The organism is Leisingera sp. ANG-M6 (genome assembly GCF_000813905.1).
Taxonomy (GTDB): domain Bacteria; phylum Pseudomonadota; class Alphaproteobacteria; order Rhodobacterales; family Rhodobacteraceae; genus Leisingera.
Window position 1 is genome coordinate 103557 of record NZ_JWLG01000002.1, and the last position, 26031, is coordinate 129587.

24 protein-coding genes, 1 tRNA gene and 1 other RNA gene are annotated in these 26031 nt (G+C 63.7%); 17 read left to right on the plus strand and 9 right to left on the minus strand.

What is annotated here, in order from left to right; genetic code table 11:
• The first annotated feature begins 70 nt into the window (after positions 1-70).
• On the plus strand, positions 71-1924 hold the full coding sequence (locus tag RA24_RS01015; RefSeq protein WP_039189129.1) for a 5'-nucleotidase C-terminal domain-containing protein: 1854 nt from the start codon (positions 71-73) through the stop codon (positions 1922-1924).
• A gap of 63 nt (positions 1925-1987) precedes the next feature.
• Positions 1988-2086: signal recognition particle sRNA small type (gene ffs / locus RA24_RS21870), an RNA gene on the plus strand.
• 100 nt (positions 2087-2186) lie between these two features.
• Here the strand turns inward: ffs and RA24_RS01020 are convergent.
• Positions 2187-3020 carry a prephenate dehydratase gene (locus tag RA24_RS01020; RefSeq protein WP_039189131.1) on the minus strand — a complete coding sequence of 278 codons (834 nt, stop codon included), beginning with the start codon at positions 3018-3020 and terminating at the stop codon, positions 2187-2189.
• A gap of 118 nt (positions 3021-3138) precedes the next feature.
• Here RA24_RS01020 and RA24_RS01025 point away from each other — a divergent pair, with 118 nt between their 5' ends.
• Positions 3139-3648, plus strand: coding sequence for a c-type cytochrome (locus RA24_RS01025; RefSeq protein ID WP_019298219.1), 510 nt, complete (start codon positions 3139-3141; stop codon positions 3646-3648).
• Positions 3649-3745: 97 nt separating this feature from the next.
• Here the strand turns inward: RA24_RS01025 and RA24_RS01030 are convergent, their stop codons facing one another.
• Entirely contained in the window at positions 3746-3970 is a 225-nt protein-coding gene (locus RA24_RS01030) for a putative hemolysin (protein WP_241480876.1), read from the minus strand.
• A gap of 228 nt (positions 3971-4198) precedes the next feature.
• Between RA24_RS01030 and RA24_RS01035 the strand changes: the two genes are divergently transcribed.
• The 4 genes from RA24_RS01035 to RA24_RS01050 all read left to right on the plus strand — a co-directional run bounded on the left by RA24_RS01035 (position 4199) and on the right by RA24_RS01050 (position 10212).
• Positions 4199-6112 carry an extracellular solute-binding protein gene (locus RA24_RS01035; protein WP_019298217.1) on the plus strand — a complete coding sequence of 638 codons (1914 nt, stop codon included), beginning with the start codon at positions 4199-4201 and terminating at the stop codon, positions 6110-6112.
• A gap of 10 nt (positions 6113-6122) precedes the next feature.
• Positions 6123-7208: a microcin C ABC transporter permease YejB gene (locus RA24_RS01040; protein ID WP_039189132.1), complete on the plus strand. Its 1086-nt coding sequence runs from the start codon at positions 6123-6125 to the stop codon at positions 7206-7208.
• A gap of 3 nt (positions 7209-7211) precedes the next feature.
• A complete protein-coding gene (locus RA24_RS01045) occupies positions 7212-8318 on the plus strand; it encodes an ABC transporter permease (RefSeq protein WP_039189135.1) in 1107 nt (368 codons plus the stop codon).
• Between the two features lie 307 nt (positions 8319-8625).
• Positions 8626-10212, plus strand: coding sequence for an ABC transporter ATP-binding protein (locus RA24_RS01050; RefSeq protein WP_039189136.1), 1587 nt, complete (start codon positions 8626-8628; stop codon positions 10210-10212).
• A 318-nt stretch (positions 10213-10530) separates the two neighbouring features.
• Here the strand turns inward: RA24_RS01050 and hemN are convergent, their stop codons facing one another.
• Complete coding sequence (hemN, locus tag RA24_RS01055; RefSeq protein ID WP_039189138.1) at positions 10531-11886, minus strand: oxygen-independent coproporphyrinogen III oxidase; 1356 nt, start codon at positions 11884-11886, stop codon at positions 10531-10533.
• A 61-nt stretch (positions 11887-11947) separates the two neighbouring features.
• Between hemN and fnrL the strand changes: the two genes are divergently transcribed.
• Entirely contained in the window at positions 11948-12688 is a 741-nt protein-coding gene (gene fnrL, locus RA24_RS01060) for a transcriptional regulator FnrL (protein ID WP_019298212.1), read from the plus strand.
• Between the two features lie 22 nt (positions 12689-12710).
• Here the strand turns inward: fnrL and RA24_RS01065 are convergent, their stop codons facing one another.
• Positions 12711-13583 carry a LysR family transcriptional regulator gene (locus RA24_RS01065; protein ID WP_039189140.1) on the minus strand — a complete coding sequence of 291 codons (873 nt, stop codon included), beginning with the start codon at positions 13581-13583 and terminating at the stop codon, positions 12711-12713.
• Positions 13584-13700: 117 nt separating this feature from the next.
• Here RA24_RS01065 and RA24_RS01070 point away from each other — a divergent pair, with 117 nt between their 5' ends.
• Positions 13701-15020 carry a serine hydroxymethyltransferase gene (locus RA24_RS01070; protein WP_039189141.1) on the plus strand — a complete coding sequence of 440 codons (1320 nt, stop codon included), beginning with the start codon at positions 13701-13703 and terminating at the stop codon, positions 15018-15020.
• A gap of 239 nt (positions 15021-15259) precedes the next feature.
• Positions 15260-15517: a GlsB/YeaQ/YmgE family stress response membrane protein gene (locus RA24_RS01075; RefSeq protein WP_039189143.1), complete on the plus strand. Its 258-nt coding sequence runs from the start codon at positions 15260-15262 to the stop codon at positions 15515-15517.
• Positions 15518-15585: 68 nt separating this feature from the next.
• Here the strand turns inward: RA24_RS01075 and RA24_RS01080 are convergent, their stop codons facing one another.
• Positions 15586-16425, minus strand: coding sequence for a universal stress protein (locus RA24_RS01080; protein ID WP_039189145.1), 840 nt, complete (start codon positions 16423-16425; stop codon positions 15586-15588).
• A 205-nt stretch (positions 16426-16630) separates the two neighbouring features.
• Here RA24_RS01080 and ccoN point away from each other — a divergent pair, with 205 nt between their 5' ends.
• The 5 genes from ccoN to RA24_RS01105 all read left to right on the plus strand — a co-directional run bounded on the left by ccoN (position 16631) and on the right by RA24_RS01105 (position 21326).
• Entirely contained in the window at positions 16631-18241 is a 1611-nt protein-coding gene (gene ccoN / locus RA24_RS01085; RefSeq protein WP_029205030.1) for a cytochrome-c oxidase, cbb3-type subunit I, read from the plus strand.
• A 14-nt stretch (positions 18242-18255) separates the two neighbouring features.
• A complete protein-coding gene (ccoO, locus tag RA24_RS01090) occupies positions 18256-18984 on the plus strand; it encodes a cytochrome-c oxidase, cbb3-type subunit II (RefSeq protein WP_019298206.1) in 729 nt (242 codons plus the stop codon).
• Between the two features lie 11 nt (positions 18985-18995).
• On the plus strand, positions 18996-19202 hold the full coding sequence (locus RA24_RS01095; RefSeq protein WP_019298205.1) for a CcoQ/FixQ family Cbb3-type cytochrome c oxidase assembly chaperone: 207 nt from the start codon (positions 18996-18998) through the stop codon (positions 19200-19202).
• Positions 19199-20068 (plus strand): cytochrome-c oxidase, cbb3-type subunit III, encoded by an 870-nt coding sequence (gene ccoP / locus RA24_RS01100; RefSeq protein ID WP_039170503.1) that lies wholly within the window; start codon positions 19199-19201, stop codon positions 20066-20068. The genes RA24_RS01095 and ccoP overlap by 4 nt, the downstream gene beginning before the upstream one ends.
• A 271-nt stretch (positions 20069-20339) precedes the next feature.
• The gene (locus tag RA24_RS01105) at positions 20340-21326 is read left to right on the plus strand and encodes a calcium/sodium antiporter (RefSeq protein WP_039189149.1); all 987 of its coding nucleotides are present in this window, start codon (positions 20340-20342) and stop codon (positions 21324-21326) included.
• A 6-nt stretch (positions 21327-21332) separates the two neighbouring features.
• On the opposite strand, the gene RA24_RS01110 is transcribed toward RA24_RS01105, so the two are convergent.
• Entirely contained in the window at positions 21333-22025 is a 693-nt protein-coding gene (locus RA24_RS01110) for a DUF2270 domain-containing protein (protein ID WP_039189153.1), read from the minus strand.
• A 40-nt stretch (positions 22026-22065) separates the two neighbouring features.
• On the opposite strand from RA24_RS01110, the gene RA24_RS01115 reads away from it, so the two are divergent.
• Entirely contained in the window at positions 22066-22281 is a 216-nt protein-coding gene (locus RA24_RS01115) for a hypothetical protein (RefSeq protein ID WP_039189156.1), read from the plus strand.
• Here RA24_RS01115 and RA24_RS01120 read toward each other — a convergent pair.
• Entirely contained in the window at positions 22262-22462 is a 201-nt protein-coding gene (locus RA24_RS01120; protein ID WP_019298200.1) for a hypothetical protein, read from the minus strand. The genes RA24_RS01115 and RA24_RS01120 overlap by 20 nt on opposite strands.
• 98 nt (positions 22463-22560) lie before the next feature.
• On the opposite strand from RA24_RS01120, the gene RA24_RS01125 reads away from it, so the two are divergent.
• Positions 22561-23433, plus strand: a complete 873-nt coding sequence (locus tag RA24_RS01125) for a LysR family transcriptional regulator (RefSeq protein ID WP_039189159.1) — start codon at positions 22561-22563, stop codon at positions 23431-23433.
• Between the two features lie 70 nt (positions 23434-23503).
• Here RA24_RS01125 and RA24_RS01130 read toward each other — a convergent pair.
• Positions 23504-23578 (minus strand) — tRNA-Gln (locus tag RA24_RS01130).
• Positions 23579-23889: 311 nt separating this feature from the next.
• The gene (locus tag RA24_RS01135) at positions 23890-25821 is read right to left on the minus strand and encodes an acyl CoA:acetate/3-ketoacid CoA transferase (protein WP_019298198.1); all 1932 of its coding nucleotides are present in this window, start codon (positions 25819-25821) and stop codon (positions 23890-23892) included.
• Between the last annotated feature and the right edge of the window lie 210 nt (positions 25822-26031).

The following is a 26031-nucleotide window of genomic DNA, read 5'->3' on the forward strand; positions in this document are numbered from 1 at the left end:
CGCCGAACAAGAATGGCGCCGAATGGTGCGAGAGGAGCGGCGGGCAGGCGGTGTCAGCAGTATTTTGGACATGACAGGCGGGCCGGCGGCCTCCAAGCCCCGCAGTGCCGGGGAATTGCATGTGCTGGCCACCACGGACCTGCACTGCAATCTGCTGAGCCATGATTACTATGCCAACAGGCCGGATCCGGCCATTGGACTGTCGCGGGTCGCAACCCTGATTTCTCAAGCGCGTGCTGAGGCTGCGCAAAGCGGGGCGGCCTGTATCCTGGTCGACAATGGCGACGGTTTGCAGGGGGCGCCGCTGGGAGATGTTCTGCCGCAGGCGTCCGGTCCGCATCCGCTGGTGCGTGCATTCCAGGTTCTGGAATATGATGCCGCCGGCCTGGGCAATCACGATTTCGATTCCGGGCTGGAGGCGCTGGCAAATGTGCTGCAGGACGCGCCCTGTCCGGTCCTGTGCTCCAACCTGTCAGCGGCTGATCCCGGCCGCGCGCTGCCCTTTGCAGCCTCGGCCGTGCTGGAGCGGACAGTGCCTTGCTGCCCGGACCTGCCTCCGGTGCAAATCGGAGTGATCTCTGTGCTGCCGCCGCAGACGCTGGCCTGGTGCCGGCAAGCGCTGGAGGGGCAGCTGCGGGCAGACGGCATTATTGAAGCCGCAGCAGAGCGGGCGCGGCAGCTGAAGGCGGAAGGCTGCGATCTGGTGCTGGCGCTGGCGCATACCGGGCTGGCAGCGGCGGGCGGCGACAGCAGCGAAAACGCATTGGAAGACTTGGCAGCCCTGGCGGAGATCGACGCCGTGGTCGGCGGACACACCCACCTGACACTGCCGCACCCGGACCACCCCTTTGCCAAGCCAGTGGTGATGCCCGGTGCGCATGGGTCGCATCTGGGGGTGATCCGGCTGGAGCTGGAGTATGCTGCTGGCGGCTGGCAGATGGCTGGCGGCTCTGCCTGTTTGCAGCCGGTTTCGCAGCCTGGCGCAGCCGGCACCGCAACTCCGCTGGCAAAAGAGGATCCTGTCCTTGTGCAGGCGCTGGCAGAGGATCATACCCGCACTCAGGAGCGGATGCAGGAACCGGCAGGCCACAGCCCGGTGGCGATGCATTCCTACTTCACTTTTTTTGCACCGGACCGGGGCCTGACACTGGCAGCCTGCGCCCAGGCCGCCGCAGCGCGGGTGCTGCTGCGCGGCACTGCCGCCGAAGACCTGCCGCTCTTGTCGGCAGCGGCACCGGGCAAATTCGGAGGCCGCTCCGGGCCGCAATCCTACACCGACATTGCGGCCGGCGGGCTTTGTGCCCGCAATATTGCGGATTTGCAGGTCTTCCCGAACGAATTGCGGGCGGTGGCCGTTACTGGCGCACAGCTGCGGGATTGGCTGGAAATGTCAGCCGGGCTGTTCAACCGGATTGCGCCGGGCAGCTCCGGCCAGCGGCTGACCGATCCGCTGCGGGCCGGGCACAACTTCGATGTGATTTTCGGCCTCAGCTACCGGATCGACGTCTCCCAGCCGCCGCGGTATTCCGCATCAGGGGATCTTCTCAATCCTGAGGCCGCGCGGATCACCGATCTTTGCTGGCAGGGCCGTCCGGTGGACCCCGGTCAGCGCTTTGCGGTTGCGCTCAACAGCTACCGGGTCAGCGGCGGCGGCCGGTTCCGGATGCTCGAGGAGGCGGAAGTGCTGCCGCTGCCGCCGGTCCGTATCCGCCAGGCGATCCGCGACTACATTGCCGGGCGTTTGCCGCCGGAGCCGCTGGCAGAGATGCCCTATCCCTGGCAGCTGGCGCCGGTGCCGGGCACCAGCGCAGTGGCCGTGACCGGCCCTGGCGCAGCGGAGCACCTGCAGGAACTGCCCGCCGGGCTGGCCGCGCCGCGCGGTTTCAACAGCGGCGGATTCTGGGAGCTGGAGCTGCAGCTTTAAGCATCCAAAGGAGGTGCCGGAGTGGCCCTTGCCAATCCCGGCAGCGGTCCTTATATCGGGATTCGAGAGGTTGGCGCGGGCAAGCGCCTCGCCAACCTGGTCAGGTCCGGAAGGAAGCAGCCACAACGAGCCCCGCTTGGGTCGATGTCCAGCCTCTCACTTATCCCCGCCGCGCTGTGATCGAGACGCCGTTTTCCTGCGAGGAAAACGGCCAGGAAAATCGATTTTTCCTGGCCGGAATTCGCGCCGAATTCCGGCTGGCCTAGAACCGGCCGTTGTCTGCCGGATAGACGCCGAGAATTTCCACATTGGTGGTGAAATAGCTCAGCTCGTCCATTGCCAGCTGCACATTGGCATCCTCGGGGTGGCCCTCGATATCGGCATAGAACTGGGTCGCGGTGAACGAGCCGTCCACCATGTAGCTTTCCAGCTTGGTCATGTTGATGCCGTTGGTGGCAAAGCCGCCCATCGCCTTGTAGAGCGCCGCCGGGATGTTGCGCACCTGAAAGACGAAGCTGGTGATCATGTTGTGGGCACCGCGGCGGGTGTAATCAATATCCTTGGCCATGATCAGGAAGCGGGTGGTGTTGTCGCCATTGTCCTCAATATGGCGGGCCAGCACGTCCAGCCCGTAGATCTCGCCCGCCAGTTCGCTGGCCAGCGCGGCAGAGTGGATGTCGCCGGCCTCGGCCACGTCGCGGGCGGCGCGGGCATTGTCGGGGCTGACGCGGCCGCGGATGCCGTGCTCGCGCAGGAACGTCCCGCACTGCGGCAGCAGCACCAGATGCGAATGCGCCTCGCGGATATCCTCCAGTTTCGCGCCCGGCACCGCCAGCAGGTTGATATGCACCCGCACAAAGGCCTCGTCGATGATGTGCAGCCCGCTGTGCGGCAGCAGCCGGTGGCTGTCGGCCACCCGCCCGTAGGTGGAGTTCTCCACCGGCAGCATCGCCTGCTGCGCCTCACCGCTGCGCACCGCCTCCAGAATCTCCTCGAACGTGCGGCAGGGCAGCACCTCCATACCGGGGCGGGCAATGCGGCAGGCCTCGTGGCTGTAGGAGCCAAGCTCCCCCTGAATGGCGATTTTGCGGCTCATGGGTGTGTTCCCCGTGCAAAACTTCAAGAATTGGGCGTTTCGTCGCGCTGTCTATACCTTGCCACTTGGGAGGGGAAGCCTTAGACACCCCTGCAGACAGCTAAATGGACTCGCGATCATGTTTGACACGATGACCCTCACCAAAGCGACCGCAGGCATCTGCGGCGCGTTCCTGGTATTCCTTCTGGGCAAATGGGGCGCAGAAGTACTGTATCACATGGACAGCCACGGTGAGGCTTCCTATGTGATCGAAGTCGCCTCGGCCGAAGATGCCGGCAGCGACGAGCCGGAAGTCAGCTTTGAAGAGCTGATGGCCTCCGCCGACGCCGCCAAAGGCGCCAAGGTATTCAAGAAGTGCTCCGCCTGCCACAAGCTGGAAGACGGCGCCAACGCAACCGGCCCGTATCTCTACGGTGTGGTTGGCCGCGATATCGCTTCCGCATCCGGCTTCGGCTACTCCGGCGCGCTGACCGGCCTGGCCGGCAAGGCCTGGACCCCGGAAGAGCTGGACGCCTTCCTGGCCAAGCCGTCGGCCTATGCCTCCGGCACCACCATGTCGTTCTCCGGCCTGAAAAAGCAGGCCGACCGGGTGAACCTCATCGCCTATCTGGACAGCCTGGACGGCTAAGCCGGACCGCTGTCCCAGCACTCCAATTGAAAAAGCCGCTGCAAATCGCAGCGGCTTTTTTGATGTTCGCGTGAGTGGTGTTCCGTGAGCGGCCGGATCAGGCCGGGTTGTTTTCCCGGTAATAGGCCAGCGCGTCGCGCTCTGTGCCGTCGGGCAGGATGCAGACGCCGATGGTGCCCGCCTTGCCGCTGCGCAGCACGTAACTGCCGCCGGTCTGCACGCAATAGGCCTCTTCCGGGCTGGTGTAGACGACTTCCTCTTCCTGCTGGGCGCAGGCGCTGAGCGCGGCGGCCCCGGCAACCGCAAGGGCGGCAAATCTCATTGACTTCAGCATCGCAAACTCCCTCGTTTCATAACGCAATCGTGATATGAGGCTGGCAGGCAATTTTATTGCGGGCAAGCGCGGCCTTGAAAAAGCACGGTTTTCGGCTGCTTTGTGCCAAGAGAGCCGGGGATATCACCTAATCTCAACTTGAATGTTACCACCCCCGGCCATTAGCTTGGGGCGAGAAATCCGGGCCCGAATTCCGGACAAAGGAGGTCATGGCAGATGAACACCGCTCGAGCAGCGGCGCGGGTGCGCGCCAAGGACAGAGTGACCCCGCTGCAGGCCGCCGCCGCGCTTGCTTTTGGTATGATCCTGGCGCTGGCCGCCGCGACGCTGGCTAGGGCGGATGAGACGATCATCAAGGCGCATGGCTTTGCCGAGTTCGGGGAGCTGAAATACCCGGAAGGTTTCGCTCATTTCGATTACGTCAATCCAGAAGCCCCCAAAGGCGGTGAACTGTCGATTTCCGCAGTCGGCACCTTTGACAGCATGAACCCGTTCACCCGCAAGGGCCGCGCCGGGATGCTTGCCTCCAGCCACTACGAAAGCCTGCTGGTGGAATCCTATGACGAGCCCGGTTCATACTACGGGCTGGTCGCCGAAAGCCTGGAATACCCCGAAAGCCAGGACTGGGTGATTTTCAACCTGCGGCCTGAGGCCAGGTTCTCAGACGGTACACCTGTCACCGCCGAGGACGTCGTATTCTCCCACAACATCCTGCTGGATCAGGGGCTGAAGTCCTATGCCGAGGCCGTCCGCAAACGCATCCCCAAGGCAGAGGCGCTGGGCCCGCACCGGGTCAAATTCCACTTTTCCCCGGATTTTCCGCGCCGGGCGATGATCTCCCAGGTTGGTGGCACGCCAGTGTTTTCCAAAGCCTGGTTCGAGGCGGACCCGGAAAACCGCCGCATTGACGAGCCACGCCTCGATCCGGGCATCGGCTCCGGGCCTTATGTGCTGGAAAGCGCTGATGTGAACCAACGCATCGTTTACAAGCGCAACCCGGACTACTGGGGCAAGGATCTGAACGTGAATACCGGCCGCCACAACTACGACCGCATCCGGGTCGAGTACTTCGGCGATGCAATCGCTGCAATGGAAGGCTTCAAGGCTGGTGTCTACACGCTGCGTACGGAAAGCAATTCGAAGAGCTGGGCAACCGCTTATGACTTTGCCGCGGTTGACAACGGTCTGGTAATCAAAGCGGAAATTCCAGACGGAAATGTGCCTGCTGCCGCCGGTTTCGTGATGAACTTGCTGAGGCCCAAGTTTCAGGACATCCGTGTGCGCGAGGCGATGCAGCTGGCGTTCAATTTCGAATGGACCAACGAAAGCCTGCAATACGGGCTGTTCCGGCATCGCTCCTCTTTCTGGCAGGACACGCCACTGGCTGCCACCGGCCTGCCAGAGGGCCGCGAGAAAGAGTTGCTGGAGGCGCTCGGCGATCAGATCGACCCGTCTATTTTGACGTCGGAGCCGGTGATGGCGCATGCCTCCAAGGCGTCGCGCCCCGGCGACCGCAAGAACCTGCGCCGGGGAATGAAGCTGCTGGACGAGGCCGGCTGGACCGTCGGCGATGACGGCATGCGCCGCAACGCAGAAGGCACACCGCTGAAGATCGAATTCCTTGTGGACAGCCCCACCATCGAGCGCATCGTGCAGCCCTATGTCGCGAACCTGCGCACCATGGGTGTGGATGCGGTGGTCAACCGGGTCGATTACGCCCAGTTTACCAGCCGCCGCCGGGAAAAGGAGATCGACATGATTTTCACTGCTTTCCCGATGTCATTGGAGCCGTCGACCGGTCTGCAACAGTATTTCGGCTCGGAGGCGCATGAGTATTCGGTGTTCAACCCGGCCGGGCTGGCCGATCCGGCAGTAGACGTGCTGATTGATGGCGTTATCGAGGCCAAAACCCTGGAAGACCTGCGTGCTAATGTGCGTGCTTTGGACCGGGTGCTGCGGGCCAAGAGGTTCATGGTGCCAACCTGGTATCTGGATGTGAACTGGGTTGCCTATTGGGACATGTACCGCCAGCCGGAAAACCTGCCGCCCTATGACACCGGCCTGCTGGACCTGTGGTGGATTGATGCGGCGCGCGAGGCGGAACTCAAAGCCGCCGGCGCGCTGCGGTAAGGGACCAGAGATGGCAGCCTATATCCTCCGGCGTCTGCTGCTGGTGATCCCGACGCTGTTCGGCATCCTGGTGGTGAACTTTGCCTTGGTTCAGTTTGTGCCCGGCGGCCCCGTGGAGCAGATCATTGCCCAGCTCGAGGGCGGCGGCGACGTATTCGAGGGCTTTGCCGGCGGCGGCGGCGATACTGGCACCGAGGCGATCAGCTCCAATGACAATTACGCCGGCCGCCAGGGACTGCCGCCGGAGCTGATCAAGGAGCTGGAAGAACAGTTCGGCCTCGACAAGCCGCCTTTGGAACGCTTTCTGACCATGCTCGGCAACTACGCCCGCTTTGATTTCGGCGAGAGCTATTTCCGCAAGATCGGTGTCACCGATCTGGTGCTGGAAAAGATGCCGGTGTCCATTTCGCTGGGCCTGTGGTCAACGCTGATTGCCTATCTGATCTCAATCCCGATGGGCATCCGCAAGGCGATGCGCGACGGCTCGCCTTTTGACACCTGGACCAGCGGTGTGATCATCGCCGCCTATGCAATCCCCGGCTTCCTGTTTGCCATCATGCTGCTGGTGCTGTTTGCCGGCGGCTCCTACTGGCAGATCTTCCCTTTGCGCGGCCTGACATCCGACAACTGGGAAAGCCTCAGCCTGTTCGGCAAGGTCATGGACTATTTCTGGCACATCGCGCTGCCGGTCACCGCCTCCACTATCGCGGCCTTTGCGACGCTGACGCTGCTGACCAAGAACTCCTTCCTTGACGAGATCAAGAAGCAATACGTGATGACCGCCCGCGCCAAGGGCCTGAGCGAGAACCGGGTTCTTTACGGCCATGTGTTCCGCAACGCGATGCTGATCGTGATCGCGGGCTTCCCGGCGGTGTTCATCGGCGTGTTCTTCGCCGGCTCGCTGATTATCGAGACGATCTTCTCGCTCGACGGCCTTGGCCGCCTCGGGTTCGAGGCCGCGGTGGCGCGCGATTACCCGGTGATGTTCGGCACCATGTATATCTTCGGCCTGATGGGGCTGGTGGTCGGCATCATCTCCGACCTGATGTATGTGGTGGTCGACCCGCGCATCGACTTTGAAAAGCGGGAGGGCTGATCCATGGCGCTCTCCCCCCTCAATCAGCGCCGCTGGCGCAACTTCTGCCGCAACCGCCGCGCCTACTGGTCGCTTTGGATCTTCGCGGTGCTGTTTGGCCTGTCGCTGTTTGCCGAGTTCATCGCCAACGACAAACCGATCCTCGTCAGCTACCGCGGCGAACTCCATGCGCCGGTGTTCAAGTTTTACCCCGAAACCGCCTTTGGCGGAGATTTCCAGACCGAAGCCGTCTACAGCGACCCGGAGGTCGAATGCCTGATCCGCTCCGGCGGCATCGAGGACTGCTTTGACGAGCCCGAAACCATCCTGGAGCAGATCGCCGCTGGCACCTATACGGGCGAAGATTTCCACCAGGGCTGGACCCTCTGGCCGCCGATCCCCTACAGCTTCAACACCACCGTGGACCGTCCCGGCGCGGCGCCGCTGCCGCCTGGCGGGCTGAACCTCCTGGGCACCGATGATACCAAGCGCGACGTGCTGGCGCGGGTGATCTACGGCTTCCGCCTGTCGATCCTGTTCACCCTGATGGTGACGGGTGCGGCCAGCCTCATCGGCATTCTTGCCGGTGCGGTGCAGGGCTATTTCGGCGGGTTGACGGACTTGGTGTTCCAGCGCGTGATCGAGGTCTGGGGCTCGGTGAACTCGCTTTATGTCATCATCATCATGTTTGCGATCCTTGGCCGCAGCTTTTGGCTGCTGGTGTTCCTGATGGTGCTGTTCGGCTGGACCGCGCTGGTCGGCGTGGTGCGGGCCGAGTTCCTGCGCGCCCGCAACCTGGAATACGTCCGCGCCGCCAAGGCGCTGGGGGTCGGCAACCTCACGATCATGTTCCGCCACATGCTGCCCAACGCGATGGTGGCGACGCTGACGATGCTGCCCTTCATCATCACCGGCACCATTGGCCTGCTGGCGGGGCTCGATTTCCTCGGCTTCGGCCTGCCGTCCTCCGCGCCGTCGCTCGGCGAGCTGACGCTGCAGGCCAAACAGAACCTGGAGGCGCCCTGGCTTGCCTTCACCGCCTTCTTCACCTTTGCCATCATGCTGTCGCTCCTGATCTTCATCTTCGAGGGCGTGCGCGATGCCTTTGATCCGCGGAAGACGTTTTCATGAATGTTTGGACGTTCACTCCAAAGCGATCCTCTCTACTGTATTGGGGTAGCAATGCTGTCTTGGCGTTGCTGGCGTTGTTTGTAGTGCGTGAAGCTTGGGAAACTCCCAGGCCGCCAGGAAAGCTCTGGTTTGAAGGTCTTTCGTATCTCTTTTTTCTTTTGTTTGCCCCCGGAACGCTTTCGTTGCTTGCGAGCGGGTTCGTGATTGCTTTTAGGATCGAACCTCCAACTTTGCTGAGGATTTGGTCGTATGCTGCTGCAGCTTTCTACATTTTTGCATTCTATGCGATCTATACGGCCTCTTCGCTATGACTGATCATCCCCTCCTGAACGTCCAGAACCTCCGCGTCTCCTTCCGCCAGGACGGCAAGGTGACCGAGGCCGTGCGCGGCGTCTCCTTCTCTGTCGGCCGCGGCGAAACCGTGGCGCTGGTGGGCGAGAGCGGCTCCGGCAAATCGGTCTCAGCCCTGTCCACCGTCTCGCTCTTGGGCGACAGCGCCATGGTGAGCGGTTCCGTCACCTATGATGGCAACGAGATGGTCGGCGCCAGCGAGCGCCACTTGATGCAGGTGCGCGGCAATGACATCAGCTTCATCTTCCAGGAGCCGATGACCTCGCTCAATCCGCTGCACACCATCGAACGGCAGCTGGAGGAATCCCTGGCGCTGCACCAGGGGCTGGCCGGCAAATCCGCCCGCGCCCGCATTCTGGAGCTCTTGGAAAAGGTCGGCATCCGCGACGCAGAAAACCGGCTGACCTCCTACCCGCATCAGCTGTCGGGCGGCCAGCGGCAGCGGGTGATGATCGCCATGGCGCTCGCGAACAAACCCGACATCCTGATCGCCGATGAGCCGACCACGGCGCTCGACGTGACCATCCAGGCGCAGATCCTCGACCTTCTGGCGGAGCTGAAGGAAAGCGAGGGCATGGGGCTGTTGTTCATCACCCATGATCTTGGCATCGTGCGCCGCATCGCCGATCGGGTCTGCGTGATGAAAAGCGGCGAGATTGTCGAGGAAGGCCCGGCGGCAGAAATCTTTGCCAACCCGCAGCACCCCTACACGCAGAAACTGCTGGCGGCCGAACCCTCCGGCCAGCCGCAGCCGGTGGCCCCGGACGCGCAGGAACTGGTGGCCGCCAAAGACCTCAAGGTCTGGTTCCCGATCCAGCGCGGGCTTCTGAAGCGCACTGTAGGCCATGTGAAAGCGGTGAACCCGATGTCGGTCTCGGTCCGGGCGGGTGAAACCCTGGGCATCGTCGGTGAAAGTGGCTCCGGCAAGACCACTCTGGCGCTCGCCATCATGCGGCTGATCGCGTCTGAGGGCGCGGTCACCTTCCAGGGCCAGGACCTGCGCAAGTGGTCCACCCGCGACCTGCGCGCCTTGCGCAAGGACATGCAGATCGTGTTCCAGGACCCGTTCGGCTCTCTCAGCCCGCGGATGACCTGCGCCCAGATCATCGCGGAGGGGCTGGCGATCCACAAGGTGGACCAGCACCGCGACACCCGCGAACTGGTGGCGGAGGTGATGACGGAGGTGGGCCTGGATCCCGCGGCGATGGACCGCTACCCGCATGAGTTCTCCGGCGGCCAGCGCCAGCGGATTGCGATTGCCCGCGCCATGGTGCTGCGCCCGAAACTGGTAGTGCTGGATGAGCCGACCTCGGCGCTGGACATGACGGTGCAGGTGCAGATTGTCGAGCTGCTGCGCGATCTGCAGACACGTTATGGGCTGGCCTATCTATTCATCTCTCACGACCTCAACGTGGTGCGGGCGATGTCGCATCAGGTGGTGGTGATGAATCAGGGCGACGTGGTGGAAACCGGCGCGGCAGAGGAGCTGTTTGCCAACCCGAAACAGGACTATACCCGCAGGCTGCTGGCCGCGGCGGGTTGAACCGCTCCCGAGTTAACCCTCTGGCAGGCTTTGCAGCATCTATGCGTTCGCACTTCACGCAACGCCCAGAAATTGCGGCAGCGCGGTTGACCAAATGTTTCGCGCGCGAAACATTTAGACAGCATTTCTGACCTATTCAGAGGCCGTTGAAAAGCACCGGAACCCTCCCGCGCCCGCAAGTGCCCCGGCTGCGCCAGGACCCCTTGGCGGCCTTGGGCGAGGCTCAGCGCCCAGGGCGCTGAGCCTCGCCCAACGGGAGCGCTGCGCCCAAAGGCGCGGCGGCGACGGGCGGGAGAACTCCTCCCCGGCAGAAAGGGATCAGATGGCGGTGCTGTGGCCTGCGTGGTTCAGGTCATAGGCGTCAAAGCTGCGGGCGATCATCCGGGTCAGCGGGCGGGCTTCCTCACGGATGTTCAACCCCTTGGCAGAGACCTCCAGCATCCCCGGAAAGGCTGCGCCGGCCTCTGCAAACAACCGGTCCAGATTTGCCTCGGTGACGGCAAACCGCGACAGTATCTCCTCGCGGCAGATGCGGAAATCGCACATCAGCGCCTCAATCAGCCGCGCCCGCAACAGGTCCTCGCCGCCAAAGGCATGGCCGCGGGCGGTGGCGAATTGCCCGTCGCGGATGGCGCGCACATAGGCCGAGGTCGCAGGCGCGTTTTGCGCATAGCCTTGCGGGAACCGCGAAATGGCTGAGGCGCCGATGCCGATCAGCACCTCTGCCGGATCGTCGGTGTAGCCCTGGAAATTGCGGCGCAGGCGCCCGGTCCGCTGCGCCACCGCCAGCCCGTCATGCGGCCGCGCGAAATGGTCGATGCCGATCTCCCGGTAGCCGTCCCACTGGAACAGCTGACGGGCGGTCTCAAACAGCTCCAGCCGGACCTCCGGCGTGGGCAGCGCATCGGAGCGGATCATGCTTTGGCGCCCGGCCATCCAGGGCACATGGGCATAGCCGTAGACCGCCACCCGGTCCGGCGTCAGCGACAGCAGCTTCTGCACGCTTTCGGTCATGATCGCGGATGTCTGATGCGGCAGGCCATAGAGGATATCGGCATTGAGGCTGCGGATCCCATGTGCGCGCAGCTGCTCAATGGCGGCGCGTGTGGCCTCAAAACTCTGGATACGACCGATCGCCTGCTGGATGGTGCTGTCAAAATCCTGCACCCCGACAGAAGCGCGGTTCATGCCTGCCTCGGCCAGCGCGTCCAGCCGCCGGTCCCCGATCTCGTTCGGGTCGATCTCAACCGAGAACTCGGCCCGCGGCGCCAGAGGAATGGCCGTGGCGATCGTGCTCGCCAGTTCACGGATTATATCCGCACTCAGCAAAGTCGGGGTGCCGCCGCCCCAATGCAGGCGCGACAGGGTGATGCCCTCCGGCAACTGCGCCTTCAAGAGCGCAATCTCGGCTTTCAGAACCTGAACATAGGCCTCAACCGGGGCGTCGGAATGGGTGCCCTGCGTTCGGCAGGCGCAGAACCAGCACAACCTGCGGCAGAAGGGCACATGCAAATACAGCGAGATGCTGCTGCCCGGTGAAATCTTTGAAACCCAACTGGAAAACTGCGCGGGATCAGTGTCCTTGCCGAAGTGCGGCGCGGTGGGATAGCTGGTATAGCGCGGCACTTTGGCGTCAAACAAACCCAGTTCGGCCAATTGAGCTTTCTGTTCCATTCAATTACCGTTATGGCAGCGCGCGAACCAGAGCCTTGACCCAGATCAAACGGACCAGCGAATGAACGCTCCCATTATGTCACAATCCAGATGCGGCGATTGCCCGATCCGTCACCGTGCCGTGTGCGCGCGCTGCAACGCGGATGAGCTGGAAGCGCTGGACGCGATCAAATACTACCGCACCTATGAGGCCGGCCAGCCGATCATCTGGTCCGGCGACGTGATGAACTTCGTGGGCTCCGTGGTTTCCGGCATCGCTTCCCTGACCCAGACGATGGAGGACGGGCGCACCCAGATGGTGGGCCTGCTGCTGCCCAGCGATTTTGTCGGCCGTCCGGGCCGCGAAGGCGCGGCCTATGATGTGGCGGCAACCACCGATGTGGTGATGTGCTGCTTCCGCAAGAAGCCCTTTGAGGAGCTGATGGAGCGCACCCCGCATATCGCGCACCGGCTGCTGGAGATGACCCTGGATGAACTCGACGCCGCGCGCGAGTGGATGCTGGTGCTGGGCCGCAAGACCGCGCGTGAGAAGATCGCGAGCCTCTTGGCAATCATCGCCCGCCGCGATGCCACGCTGACGCCGGGCGGCGCCACCAACCGGATGGTGTTCGACCTGCCGCTGACGCGGGAGGCGATGGCAGACTACCTGGGCCTGACGCTGGAAACCGTGAGCCGCCAGATTTCGGCGCTTAAACGCGACGGTATCATCGAGCTGGAAGGCAAGCGTCATGTGACCGTGCCGGATATGCGCCGCCTGATGGAAGAAGCGGGCGACGACAGCGACGGCGGCTTCCTCGGCTGAAGCCGCCTTTTCCCTTTATCCTCTAACGGTTGTCCATCAGCCAGCGCGCCACCCGCGCCGCCGGGCTGCGCGGGCCGGAGGGGCGCAGGCTCCATAGCCTCAATTTGCGGGGCAGCTCTGCTTTGACCGCAAACGGCGCCACCAGCTTGCCGCTGTCCAGCAGCGGCGCAACCAGCGCCTGATGGCCGATCAATACACCCGCACCATTGACAGTCTCCTCCACTGCCAGCGAGTAGAGCGAGTATTCCGGCCCCCGCAGGTGCAGGGTCTCGCCGGGGCAGGCGGCCTGCAGCCAATATTCCCAATCCTGCGCCCAGACCGCGTCTGACAGGCAGGGCACGTTCTGCAGGTCCGCAGGAGTGCGCAGCTGCTCTGCCAGCGCGAGGGCGCAGACCGGGAAGATCACGTCCTGCTCAATCACCCGCCCCTGATCGCCGCCGTAGAACAGGCACAGGTCGTAGGGCGTACGCTTCAGGTTCGGCGGTTCCTCGGTGGCTGTGACTGAGACCACCATCTCCGGCATCGCAGCGCGCAAGGCCGGCAGGCGCGGCGACAGCCAGAATTGGGCGATGGCTGGCAGGGTGGCGATATGCACGGTGCTGGGCTGGGCTTCTTCGCGCAAGGTGCGAGTGGCGGCGTTCAATTGGTCGAAGGCCGCTGTGAACTCCGGCAGCACCCGCGCGCCAAGCGGCGTCAGCGTCACCTGCTTGGGGCGGCGATGAAACAGCTGTGCCTGCAGCGCGTCCTCCAGCGATTTGATCTGGGCCGAGACCGCGCCGGGGGTCACCCCCAGCTCCTGCGCGGCCGCAGAGAACCCGCCGAGCCGGGCGGCGGCCTCAAAGGCGCGCAAGGCGGTCAGCGGCAGCGATTGGGCAGGGGGCGGGGAAACAGCCATGGCTTAGCCTCAATTTTTCTAGCCCTAGTTTTCTGGAAAACTGATTTGCGCGCAAGGGGGCATCGGCGGTTTGATGGGGGCAGAGAGAAACCCGCTACTGCGCCAAGGAGACAGACCATGACAGAGCTTGCCCGCCGCAACTGGGTGCCCGCCGCCTGCGAAGACTACGTGCAGACCGTGGCCGCCAAGACCGCCGCTGCCACCAGCGCAGAGACCGCTGCGCGGCTGACCGCGCTGGCGGACCGCAATGCGGAAATCCACGACCGCGACTGCTTCAACCTGAACCCGGCCACCAATGTGATGAACCCGGCGGCTGAGGCGTTGCTGGCAACCGGTCTCGGCAGTCGGCCGTCGCTGGGCTATCCCGGCGACAAATACGAGATGGGGCTGGAGGCCATCGAGGAGATCGAGGTGATCGCTGCCGAGATCGCGGCACAGGTCTTCAATGCGCGCTATGCGGAGATCCGGGTGGGATCTGGCGCGCTGGCCAATCTCTATGGCTTCATGGCGCTGACCAAACCCGGTGATGCAATCATTGCACCGCCCGCCGCGGTGGGCGGGCATGTCACCCATCACGCGGGCGGCTGTGCCGGGCTTTACGGGCTGCAAACCCATCCGGCGCCGGTGGACGGCGATGGCTATACCGTCGATCTGGACGCGCTGCGCGACCTGGCGCGCGAGGTGCAGCCCAAACTGATCACCATCGGCGGCAGCCTCAATCTGTTCCCGCATCCGGTGCCGGAGATACGGGCGATTGCGGATGAGGTGGGCGCCAAGGTGCTGTTCGACGCAGCCCACCAGTGCGGCATGATCGCGGGCGGCCATTGGGGCAACCCGCTGGAGCAGGGCGCGCATCTGATGACGATGAGCACCTACAAGAGCCTGGGCGGCCCGGCTGGCGGGCTGATCGTCACCAACGATGCGGACATCGCCGAGCGGCTGGATGCCATCGCCTTTCCCGGCATGACCGCGAACTTTGATGCGGCCAAATCGGCGGCACTGGCGATGAGCCTCTTGGACTGGGTGGAGCATGGCGCGGGCTATGCCAAGGCGATGGCAGATCTGTCGCTGGCCCTGGCCGAGGCGCTGGCCGGGCAGGGGCTGCCGGTCTTTGCCGCTGCGCGCGGCATGACCCAGTCGCATCAGTTTGCACTGGAGGCGGCGGAGTTCGGTGGCGGCCAGGCGGCATCGAAGCATCTGCGCAAGGCAGGCTTCCTGGCCTGCGGCATCGGCCTGCCCATCGCGGAGGTGCCGGGCGACATGAACGGGCTGCGCATCGGCACGCCGGAACTGGTGCGCCGGGGTGTCACCCTAGCGGATGCGCCCAAGCTCGCAGACCTGATCGCCCGGGCCATTCGGGCAAAGGACCCGGCAGCCATGGCGGCAGAGGTTGCCGCGTACCGCGCCGGTTTCCAGCGGATGCACTACGTCCGTTGAGGCTGAACGCCAAAGCGGCGCTCTCCCGCACCCGCGCGTGACCGGCTGTGCCGGACCCGCTGGCGGCTTTGGGCCAGGCTCGGCGCGGCGCGCCGAGCCTGGCCCAACGGGAGGATGCCTTGCCGCAGGAAAGGCGGACGACGGGCGGGAGAGGTTCTGACTGCCGGACCTGACGGCAGCGGGTGACCCGGAGCCGCGGTTGTGTTCTACTATTGCGGTAACAATACATGGAGGCGGCAATGCAGTTTGGAAGTCTGATCGGGATGCTGATCATCGGGGCGCTGGCGGGCTGGCTGTCCGGCAAGATCATGCAGGGGCGCGGCTTTGGCATCCTTGGCAATATCATTGTCGGTGTGGTCGGTGCCTTCCTGGCCGGCACCATCTTTCCGGCGCTGGGGTTTGCCGCGGGCGGCGGCTTTTTCTGGTCGCTGATCCACGCCACCATCGGCGCGGTGATCCTGCTGTTCCTGATTGGCCTGATCCGCAAGGCAGGCTAGGCCCCGGCTACGGCCACGAAAAAAGGCGCCCCGCGGGGCGCCTTTCTGTTTGGGCAGCCTGGCTGGCCTCAGTGGGCCATCAGCACCGGCACCGCGGCTTGTTCCAGCATGTTGCGGGTGGCGCCGCCCAGGATAGCCTCGCGGAAGCGGGAGTGGCCATAGGCGCCCATCACGATCAAGTCGGCGGCGGTGTCGGCGGCGTGGCGGTTCAGCACGTCCGACACCCGGGTCAGCGTCTTGCTGAGCACGTCGATCTCGCAATTGACCCCGTGGCGGGCCAGCATCTGCGCCAGCATGCCGCCGGGATCGGAGCGTTCGGGGCCGTGCTGGGGCGGGTCGATCACAGCGATGCGGACCAGATCGGCACCCTGCAGGAACGGCATCGCACGGCGGATCGAGGTCATCGCCTCAATACTTTCGTTCCACGCGACCAGTACAGTCTTGGGCTGCTTCAGCGGCGCGCCCTTGTCCGGCACCACCAGCACCGGCGCGCGGCCCTCGAACAGGGCGGCTTCGACGATTGGTTCTGCCTCTGCACGCTTGCCTGATCCATAGGGCTGGCCCAGCACCACCAGATCGGAGAACCGCGCCTGACGGGCCACATGGCGGCCGATGTCGGCGATTTGGGCAACGCCGCTGTCGGTGCCGCAGGCCACGCCCGCCTGCTGCAGGATCGCATCGGCCCGGGCCTGAACCTCTTCGGCCTCTTCCTGCGCCCGGGCGAGGGTTTCCTGCAGCACCATCGCATTGGCGCCGGCATAGTAGTATCCTGTCTGGGTGCGGTCCACTCCGAGGCAGAGCGCATCGGCATGGGCGCCGAATTCCTCAGCCAGGGCCGCAATTTGCGCCAAAGGCGCCGCTGCGGTGTCCGCAGCTGTCAGAACGGTAAGTAAGGACTTGTAGGACATTGACACCTCTCGGCGGAAAGTGCACCGCAATCCTGACGGGTGCTGGTGCGTGGAGTTTCACTGCTCGGGAAGAAGTGTCACATGTTGCCCGGAAATGTCTTGATGCAGATCAAGGCGGCAGAAAGGCGCGTTTTGCATGAAGGGCGCGGTCTAATAACGTCTCCGGTTTCGCAAGAATCGCGGGGGCATGGCAAAGGGACGCAAGATGTCTAATTATATCAAGCTGATAGCGCTTGGTCTGGTCACGCTGTTTGCGATGATCGGCACCAATTACGCGCGGGATCTGGCTTACCAGGTGCACGCGATCATCGTGATGATCGTGGCTGGCGGCCTGTTTCTCTACACTTTGCGCAGAACCGACGAGCCGAAAATGGCACCCGCCGGTCTGGAAAATGAGTATTTCGACAGCGTGATCCGCGCTGGCACGATTGCAACCGCCTTCTGGGGTGTGGTCGGGTTCCTGGCGGGAACCTTCATCGCGTTTCAGCTGGCGTTTCCGGCGCTGAACTTCGAATGGGCCGAGGGCCTGGCCAACTTTGGCCGCCTGCGCCCGCTGCATACCTCTGCGGTGATCTTTGCCTTTGGCGGCAACGCGCTGATTGCGACCTCCTTTTATGTGGTGCAGCGGACCTCCGCGGCGCGCCTTTGGGGCGGCAACCTGGCCTGGTTCGTGTTCTGGGGCTACCAGCTGTTCATCGTGCTGGCGGCGACCGGCTATCTGCTGGGCGGCACCCAATCTAAGGAATACGCCGAGCCCGAATGGTACGTCGACCTGTGGCTGACCATCGTCTGGGTGGCCTATCTGGCAGTGTTCCTGGGCACCATCATCAAGCGCAAGGAGCCGCATATCTATGTGGCGAACTGGTTCTACCTGTCCTTCATCGTCACCGTGGCGATGCTGCACCTGATCAACAACATGACCATCCCGGTTTCGATCTGGGGCTCCAAGTCGGTCATCGTGTGGCCGGGCGTGCAGGATGCTATGATCCAGTGGTGGTACGGCCACAACGCTGTGGGCTTCTTCCTGACCGCGGGCTTCCTGGGCATGATGTATTACTTCATCCCGAAACAGGCCGAGCGTCCGGTGTTCTCCTACAAGCTGTCGATCATCCACTTCTGGGCGCTGATCTTCCTCTATATCTGGGCCGGTCCGCACCACCTGCACTACACCGCGCTGCCGGATTGGGCCTCGACCCTGGGCATGGTGATGTCGGTGATCCTGTGGATGCCCTCCTGGGGCGGCATGATCAACGGCCTGATGACCCTGTCGGGCGCTTGGGACAAGCTGCGCACCGACCCGGTGATCCGGATGATGGTGATCTCGCTGGGCTTCTACGGCATGTCCACCTTTGAGGGCCCGATGATGTCGATCCGCGCGGTGAACTCGCTGTCGCACTACACCGACTGGACCATTGGCCACGTGCATTCCGGCGCGCTGGGCTGGAACGGCATGATCACCTTCGGCGCGCTCTACTATCTGGTGCCGGCGCTGTGGAAGCGTGAGAGCCTGTACAGCCTGCGTCTGGTCTCCTGGCACTTCTGGCTCGCCACCATGGGCATCATTCTCTATGCCGCATCGATGTGGGTGACCGGTATCATGGAAGGCCTGATGTGGCGTGAAGTGGACGCCAACGGCTTCCTGGTGAACTCCTTTGCCGACACCGTGGCAGCGAAGTTCCCGATGTATGTGGTGCGGGGCTTGGGCGGGGTGATGTTCCTCGCGGGTTCCATCATCATGTGCTACAACCTGTGGATGACGGTCCGTAAGGCGCCGGCCAAAGAGGCCAGCCTGACGGTCCAGGTCCCGGCTGAATAAGGAGCCAGGAAGCTATGTCTATTCTCGACAAACATAAGATCCTCGAGACCAACGCGACCCTGCTGCTGATCTTCAGCTTCCTGGTCGTGACCATCGGCGGCCTGGTGCAGATCGCACCGCTGTTCTACCTGGAAAACACCATCGAGAAGGTGGAGGGCATGCGACCCTACACCCCGCTCGAGATGGCGGGCCGCGAGGTCTATATCCGGGAAGGCTGCTATGTCTGCCACAGCCAGATGATCCGTCCGATGCGCGACGAGGTCGAGCGCTACGGCCACTACTCGCTGGCAGCGGAGTCGATGTACGACCGCCCGTTCCAGTGGGGCTCCAAGCGGACCGGGCCGGATCTGGCCCGCGTCGGCGGCCGCTACTCGGATGAGTGGCACGCAGACCACCTGCGCGACCCGCAGTCGGTGGTGCCGGAATCGGTGATGCCGAAGTACGGCTTCCTCGAAGAGAAGAAGATCGACGGCAAATACATCGGCGACATCATGGCCACCAACGCGCTCTTGGGCACGCCCTACAGCGACGAGATGATCGAGGCTGCGCAGGCTGACTTCCGCGCCCAGGCCGACCCGGACAGCGACTATGACGGGCTGCTGGAGCGTTATGGCGAGGACATCAATGTGCGTAACTTTGATGGCAAGCCGGGGATCTCCGAGGCCGATGCGCTGATCGCCTATCTGCAGATGCTGGGCACGCTGGTCGACTTCTCGACCTTCACCCCGGACGCGAGCCGCTGAGGGAGGATGGTATGGAACTCTACACACTCCTCAGGCAGTTCGCCGACAGCTGGATGCTGCTGTTCCTGTTCACCTTCTTCATTGGTGTGATTGTCTGGGCGTTCCGCCCGGGCAGCACCAAGGCCTACAAGGACACCGCAAACATTCCGTTCCGGCATGACGACGCACCTGCGCCCAGCCAGGACCAACCCGCCGCGACTAAGGAGGCGAGGGCATGAGCAAGAAATCGCAGAAATTCGAAGGCGATCCGAACACCACCGGCCATGAGTGGGACGGGATCGAGGAATTCGACAACCCGATGCCGCGCTGGTGGCTGTGGACCTTCTATGCCACCATCATCTGGGGCGTTCTCTACACCATCGCCTATCCGGCATGGCCGCTGATCAACGGCGCCACCGCGGGGGTGCTTGGCTGGTCGACCCGGGCCGATGTCGCGGCGGAGATCACCGCGGTGGAAGAAGCCAACGCGCCGGTCAATGCCAAGCTGGAGGCGGCTGAACTGACCGCCATCGCGGAAGATGCGGAACTGGGCCCCTATGCGGTATCCGCGGGTTCTGCCGTGTTCAAGACCTGGTGCGCCCAGTGCCACGGCTCCGGTGCGGCTGGCGCCAAGGGCTATCCGAACCTGTTGGACGACGACTGGCTCTGGGGCGGCTCGGTGGAGGATATTCACGCCACCATCACCCACGGCATCCGCAACGAGGACAGCGACGAAGCGCGCTATTCCGAGATGCCTGCATTCGGCCGCGACGAGCTGCTTGAGAAGGAAGAGATCTCTCAGGTGGTCAACTACGTGATGTCGCTGTCGGGCGAGCCTCAGGATGCGTCCAAGGTCGAGGCCGGTTCGGTTGTCTTTGCCGACAACTGTGCCTCCTGCCACATGGAAGACGGCACCGGTGACCGCGCGCAGGGCGCGCCGAACCTGGCGGATGCGATCTGGCTCTATGGCGGCGACTACGGCACGCTGACCGAGACTGTCAGCAACTCGCGCTATGGCGTGATGCCGGCCTGGAACACCCGCCTGACAGAGGCGCAGATCCGCGCGGTGTCGGCCTATGTCCACCAGCTGGGCGGCGGCGAATAAGCCAGGCCCGGATTGGCGGGAAAGCAGAAAGGGCTGCCCCCGAGGGCGGCCCTTTTTCGTTGCGCCGGCGGTGCAGGATGAGCGGATCCTGATCTGGGAGCCGGGGAAAGCGGATTTATTGCAAGCCCCTTGAAACCGGATGGGGTGCGATATCATTTTCTGCGCAGGCACCCACTGAAAGCGCCCGGCGCAGGCATCGCCGGACCGGCAGGTGAGCGGTGCAGGCTGTGCGGCCTTGGACATGACATGGCCGACCTTGGAGACGTTTCTCGTGTTTGAAGTCTGGCTGCCGCTTCTGGGCGGGATGTTGCTGCTGATCCTTGGCGGCGAGTTTCTGGTGCGCGGCGCCGTGCGCGTGGCAGAGCGGTTCAGGGTGTCGCCGCTGGTGATTGGCCTGACCCTGGTGGGCTTTGGCACCTCTGCGCCGGAACTGGTGACCTCGGTCCGGGCAGCGCTGGCCGGGGCGCCGGGGATCGCCTATGGCAATATCACCGGTTCCAACATTGCCAATATACTGCTGATTGCCGGCGTGTCGGCGCTGATCGCACCGATAGCGGTGCAGTCGGCGGCGCTGCGGCGCGATGGCGGTGTCATGCTGGCGGCTACGGTGATCTTTGCTGCGCTTGCCGCAACGGTTCCGGTGACGCGGACTGCCGGACTGGCCTTTGTGCTGGCACTGGCGGTCTATGTCTGGTTCGCCATCCGGCAGGAACGGACAGCACCTGCTGCAGAGCACGGAGCATTGTTTGACAAGGCCGCCGCGCTGGAGGGGGTGGATCCGGCAGTTTCACCTGCACACACGGCCAGACTGCCGCTGTGGCGCCCGCTTGCCACGACGCTGGGCGGGCTGGTGCTGGTGCTCGGCGGCGGCGGGCTGCTGGTCGACGGGGCGGTGCAGCTGGCGCGGATGATGCAGGTGTCCGAAACGGTGATCGGCCTGACGATTGTGGCGGTAGGCACCTCGGCACCGGAATTTGCGACCTCGGTTGCAGCCGCGCTGCGGCGGCAGGGAGAGATGGCATTCGGCAACATCATCGGTTCCAACATTTACAACCTGATGGGCATCGGCGGCGCCACTGCATTGATCGCCCCGTCAGAGGTGCCGGAGCGGATTGCCGGTTTCGGCAACGTGGTCATGCTGGGCGTTACAGTGGCGTTTCTGGCTTTGGCCTGGACCGGCTTGCGGGTGTCCCGGCGCGAGGGGGCGGTGCTGCTGGCAGGATATGGTGCCTATGTCTGGTGGCTGTGGCCCGTCTGAGCGGCCTCAGCCCATCGAGGTCATTGATCTGCGTTTGCTGGCGCGGGCGGCGTCTGAGCGGGCGCTCCACCAGGCGATGCCGCCCCAGAGCACAACGTAGAAGACGCCTGTGGCCAGCACCAGCTCCCCCGGGAAGGGGCCGATGTCGGCGCGGTCCAGCGCTTGCTGCCAGGAGGTCACACCAGTGGGGTGCACCGCCAGCTTGCCCGCATAGGCCAGAGACTGGATCAGCAGGATCCAGAAATAGTTGCGCCGGATCCGCCGCCCGATCGCAGTCATCACGCCGACATGGTACTCGGGCCGCAAATAATCAGCGGCCAGAACGTCCTGCCAGTGCTCCTCCAGGTGCAGGTCGCCCTCGATCAGCATCGGGGTGTAGAAATGCGTCTCCAGCCAGCGGGCACGGGCGCGGAACACGTTGAAATAGCGGTAGCGCCGGGCCTCCAGCATCAGGAAGAAGATGATCAGAACGCCGACCAGGATCAGCGGCAGCGGCGAGGCCTCCGGCGAAGAGTAGGAGATCGACAGCGCCACGCCCAGTGTTACCACCGACCAGTTGGTGGTGGTGTCGAGCCGGGTGCGCCAGACCGTGCTGCGATAAATCTCTCCGCGGTACAGATGCGCAAGTGCTCCGACTTCATCCGGTGACAGCGGTGCGCGGGCACCGGCCGCCGTCTGTTCGCGCTGTGACGTGTCCATGAAACAAGGGTAAGTTTTTTGGCGAAGCCGGGCAAATTATTTGCGCCAGTTTGATCCGCATCAAACTGCGGGTGCCGCAATCGGGGTAAAACCGCAGATGAAAGAGATTGCTGCTTGGCTAGTACCCCTCCTGGGCAGCAAGAAATCCCGCGAGGCCGACGTGCAGGCCAAACGGGCCATGCGCCGGTTTTCCGATCTGTTCGCGCGTTTCCTGGAAAACCGGCGCTTTTTTCTTTTCAGATCTTCTGCGGGTTGACGCAGCGCACCTGCATCGGCCGGCCGCGCAGCCATGCAGCGAGCCTGGCCAGCAGCCCCGGTGCGCGCGGCGGGGCCTGATAGGCGCGCGGCAGCGGTTTTGCCGGCGGCAGATCGCGCAGCCGCACACAGTCCTGGCGGGCGGCGGTCATCATCGAGCGGGCATAGATATCATTCAGCATGTCACGGCCTCCTGTTCTGGCGTGTGGTCCTGACTCTTGCCTGAACAGGCGATTCCTGCGAGTTAAGAAGAATGTCGCTATGTAAGGTGCAGTTACATATGGATTGGATGCACATGCCGCCGCTTGCGGCGCTCAGAGCCTTTGCTGCCTTTGCCGAGACCGGAAATGTGGTGCAGGCGGGCGCTGCACTGAATGTGAGTCACGCTGCCATCAGCCAGCAGCTGCGGGCGCTGGAGGCGCATCTGGGCGCAGCGCTCTTGGACCGCAGCGGCCGGGCGCTGACACTGACCGCTGACGGCGAGCATCTGGCGCGGGCGCTGCAACTGGGGTTCGGCGCGATCGAAGCGGCGGTGCTGGATATCTCTGCCGCCGGCGCCGCCCGGCCGCTGCATGTCACCTGCACGCCGATGTTTGCGGCCCATTGGCTGATGCCGCGGCTGGCGGATTTTCAGGCGGCGCATCCCGAGATCGACCTGGTGCTCGACCCGAGAGGCGAGATCGTCGAGCTGAAGCCCGGCGGTATCGACATTGCGATCCGTTATGGCGGTGGAGTGTGGCCAGGGCTGGAGGCCCGGATGCTGCTCCAGTCGCCAATGGTTGTGATCGCGGCGGACAGCCTGCTGCGCGGGCGCCGGGTGGCGGCACCGGAGGACTTGCTGGATCTGCCCTGGCTGGAGGAGCTGGGCACGACGGAGGCTTCGCGCTGGCTGGAATCGCGGGGCGTCAAGGACAGTCTGCGCGGCCCTCGAACCCGGCTGCCCGGTAACCTGCTGATGCAGGCGGTCCGTGCGGGGCAGGGGGTTGCGGTCAGCGTGCAGGCATTTGTCGCCGAGGACCTGCAGACCGGCCGCCTGTGCGCCTTGTTCACCGAGGGCGAAAACTTAGGCTATCACATTGCAACCCGCAAAGGCGTGCTCCGCCCGGAGGCCCGCAGTTTCACCGCCTGGCTCAGCCGCCAAGCTGGCATCTGAAGCCTGTGCAGAGCAAGAACCAGCTCTTTGAAGCCGATTTTTACCTTGTTTCGCTATGTCAGGAGGCCGATGGCTGGGGTGGTAGGATTCGAACCTACGGTACACGGTACCAAAAACCGCTGCCTTACCACTTGGCTACACCCCATCGGTGAGGCGCTGTCTAAAGTTTGTTTCGGGGGGGTGCAAGAGGGTTTTTGAAAAAAAATGCAGATCTTCTTTCGGCGGCTCCGGAAATCGCCCCGTTGTCCGCGCTGAGGTACCGGGCCGGGTGCTGAAAGATGTTGAAAAACAGTGTTGATTCAATGCGATGGTCGATCATCCGGGAGGCGGTTTCGGGGGGCGGGCGGCCCGGAAATGCGACGTTGCGGAGGCCGCGGATGACGGCGGAAAAGGCGCGAAGCTGCGGTGGGGAGCAAGGGTCGGCCCGCTGCGGGGGCGGCCCTGACGGTGCCGCTGTCAGGAGCCCCAGATCGCCTGATGCGCTTCCTCGCCGCTTTCAAAGATATGCGGCTGCACGCCGCGGCTGGCGAGCTCACCCTGCATCTTCAGGCGCATGAAGGCGCTGGTGGTGTAGTGGGCGATCGAAGACGAATACGCCTCCAGAGTCTGACCAACAGAGTTTGCGTAGTCGTCCTGCAGATCTTCGGCGATGCGGAAGCCGTTCTGGTTCATCACCATGCTGACATCGCGGCCGCTTTTGGCAAAGGCATCCTGCAGAACGCGGTCCAGATCCTCGACGTCCTGTTTCTTGCGGACGCTCCAGCCTTCGAGGTTGAGGAACATGGTGTGGCGGGCGGCGTCATAGGTGACCCGTTCTGAAAGGTTGAAGTTCAACAGGTCGTTCATCAGACCCATCGGCTCGTCCCGAAAGATGCGGGCATCCATCAGGGCGACGTTTTCAATGATCGGCTTGAACTCCATCTGATCCAGAATGTCGCGCTGCAAGTCGATGCCGGGGGCAATCTCAATCAGTTCCAGCCCCTTGGGGGTCAGCTGCAGCACGCAGCGCTCGGTCACGTAGAGCACCGGCTGCGATCGCTTGGAGGCATAAGGGCCCGAGAAGGTGATCTGCTCGATCAGGCGCACGAATTTCTTGTTGCGGCCTTCCTGCACAATGCGCAACTCGCCGTTTTCCACCGCAACCTTCAGCCCGCCGGCGGTGAAGGTGCCGGCAAAGACCACGGCGCGGGAATTCTGGGAGATGTTGATGAAGCCGCCGCAGCCGTTCAGACGGCCGCCGAAGCGGGAGGCGTTGACGCTGCCCTCGGCGTCGCATTCGGCCATGCCGAGGCAGGTGAGGTCAAGCCCGCCGCCGTCGTAGAAATCAAACATCTGGTTCTGGTCGATAATGGCGTCGGCATTGGCAGAGGAGCCGAAGCTGGAGCCGCCTGCCAGCACCCCGCCGACCGCGCCTGCCTCGGTGGTGAGGGTGATATAAGGGGTGGCTTTTTCCTCGTTGGCCACGGCTGCCACACCATCAGGCGCGCCGACGCCGAGGTTCACCGCACCGTTGGGCGGCAGCTCAAATGCGGCGCGGCGGGCGATGATCTTGCGTTGATCCAGCGGCATCTTGGCGATGCCTTCTACGGGCACCCGTATTTCGCCGGAAAGCGCGGGATTATGCTGCACGCCGTAATTCATCCGGTGCATGTCCGGGTCGTCGGCGACGCAGACGCAGTCCACCAGCAGGCCGGGGATCTTCACATCCTTGGGCTTGATCGAGCCGTCCTCGACGATGCGTTCCACCTGGGCGATGACGATGCCGCCGTTGTTGTGGGCGGCCATCGCCTGGGCCAGGCAGTCCAGTGTCAGCGCCTCGCGCTCCATGCTGATGTTGCCTGAGCGGTCGGCGCTGGTGCCGCGAATGAAGGCGACGTCGATCTTGGTGGCCTTGTAGAACAGCCATTCCTCGCCATCGACTTCGTGGTAGCGGACGATGTCCTCCTCGGTCACTTTGTTGACCTTGCCGCCGCCGTGGCGCGGGTCGACATAGGTATGCAGGCCGACCTTGGAGAACAGGCCGGGCTGGCCGGCGGCGCAGGCGCGGTAGAGCTGCGAGATCACCCCCTGAGGCAAGTTGTAGCCGCAGATCTTGTTCTCCTGCGCGGCCTGGGCAACCTTGGGCATGCGGCCGAAATTACCGGCAATCACCCGGCGCAAAAGCCCGTCGTGGTGCAGCCGCCCCGTGCCCAAGCCTTTGCTGTCGCCGGCGCCCGCGCACATGATCAGGGTGAGGTCGCGGGGGGCGCCTTCGGCCAGGAAGCGCTTTTCCAGCGCCGCGTGCAGCATTTCCGGTATGCAGCTTTGCACAAAGCCGGTGGTTGTCACGACGTCGCCGTCGCGGATCAGCGCCATTGCCTGTTCGGTCGTGGTTGTCTTGTCTTTCATGGCGTCGCCTCCTCCCCGAAGCTGCTTGCCGCCGGGTAGGGATCAATGTCCACGCGGCAGTTTGGTCGGGAATGTTAGGCGTGGTGGGGTTCCGTGCTGTCTTTCGATTGCGTCAGCGTTTTGGGGAGTTACGACATCCGGCCGGAGCGCCGGCCGGGAAGTTTCCGATTGGCGTCATCATGTGCCTGATAAGGCGAGGGGCCTGAACCG